Origin of the sequence: Pseudoalteromonas sp. BZA4 (assembly GCF_040104395.1) — a bacterium.
Taxonomy (GTDB): Bacteria; Pseudomonadota; Gammaproteobacteria; order Enterobacterales; family Alteromonadaceae; genus Pseudoalteromonas.
On sequence record NZ_JBECOT010000135.1, the window covers coordinates 1 to 1,718 of the forward strand.

1 protein-coding gene is annotated in these 1,718 nt (G+C 44.5%); it reads right to left on the bottom strand.

The features are described from left to right. Nucleotides 1–60: 60 nt before the first annotated feature. On the bottom strand, nt 61–1,581 hold the full coding sequence (locus tag ABMY41_RS21705; RefSeq protein WP_075594550.1) for an ISNCY family transposase: 1,521 nt from the start codon (nt 1,579–1,581) through the stop codon (nt 61–63). Nucleotides 1,582–1,718 lie beyond the last annotated feature (137 nt).

The window sequence follows — 1,718 nt, forward strand, 5'->3', positions numbered from 1 at the left end:
TGTGATTACCAAGGGATACTGACGGTATAAGTACCAAGCGATTTTGACGTAATCACACTATCAATGTTGCCGAGCTTCGGCAAGTTTTGCTAACCGTAACGCAGTCGTATTCATATTTTCCCTTAGCCAGATATTGCGAACGCCGCTAGCATGTATGTCGACGTTTCTTTCAGACTTGAGCAGCCTTGACACTTTGGATTGTCCCATGTGTGGGTTAGCTAGTGAGAATTCGATGACGACTTCCTCAATGGCTCTGTCTGTACGATTTTTGTGGTGAAGATTTGGCGTTTCCTGACGTTTTAGCGATTCGATTCCACCTTGTTTTATCAGCTTACGATGGCGGTAAATAGTATCGCGGGAGACACCACTTAGGCGGGAAGCTTCTGCCACATTTCCTAGCTTTTCAGCCAGAGCCAATACATCAAGCTTCTTCTGGAGCTCATAGTCTTCCGAGGATAGCTTTTCAGGCTCCGTTACTTCGGTTACCTGTAGTTTTCGTCCGGCGAAGTACGCATCGAACCGCTTATTTTTACCCGTACGAATTTCGATTTTTTGGTTTGTGATTGAGTGCTTAAGCGGTGAGTCGATGAAGTAGAGTTTTCCCCTGAAGCTAAACGTATGGTCGTTACGGATCTTCCGGTAGACCTTGGTGATGCAGATATCATCAAGATTGGTGTAGCGTGATACAGGCGTATATTCGGTGTCTGATGTTTTAGATTTTACCATCAGGTTTTTACGCCAGAACTGCGGGATGAAGACGTGTTGGAGGTAGCTATTAGCGCCCGTCATGTCAGTAATATTGTTGAGCCGTAACTCCGGTATCAACCTGTCTTGTAGAGTATCGAAGGCACGTTCAATACGACCTTTTCCTTGAGGAGAACTAGCAAAGATGATTTCAATTCCTAACTCCTCACAGGCCCGTTGCATCTGAGAGAAATTGCAACGTTTAGGACCACCAAAGATGCCAGCTCTATCAACATATAGAGTTTTAAACACGCCGAATTTCTCAACAACTGAGCGCATAACTTTCATACACCCTTCAGTCGTTTCTGACGGAAAAAACTCTGCATGGATATCGCTGTTAGCATCATCAATCATAGCGATTAAGCACGACTTTTTATCACCGAACCAGCGATGTGTACTGCCGTCCATTTGCAGCATTAGCCCTGGTGCTTCCATCCGTTCTCTGCGTTTATGGACACGGCTACGCCTACGCTTGGCTCGTTTTACATGATGGATATCATGTGCCCACTTACGCAGTGTCTCGCGCTTAACAACAATGTGTTCGTGAGCCTCAAGCATCTCGGCGAGGTGCAATAGATTCAGATCATAGTATTTCTCGCGGATCAGCGACTGAACTTGCTGCTTAAGCCTATCTGGAGTTTTATTAATTGGCTCGCTGCCTGTATTCCCGTGAACAACGAATTGTAGACCTTGGCTTCGGTAACGCTGCAAATAACGTTCAATAGTACGCCTGGATTTATTGAGGAGCTTAGCGGCATTAGCTATCGTAACTTTACGCTCTGCCACTTTAGCAATGATATCAACTGTTAATTGAGCTTTGGAATTCAAAACAATCACCCTTAGCGCTCCTCAAATGCTTAAACAAAACATTTAAAGAACACGGTTAAAGATAACCGTCAATTTCCCTTGGTAATTAGCGATTACGACAGAATCGCGTGGTAATTAAAGTACGACAAAATCGCTTGGTGTTAACA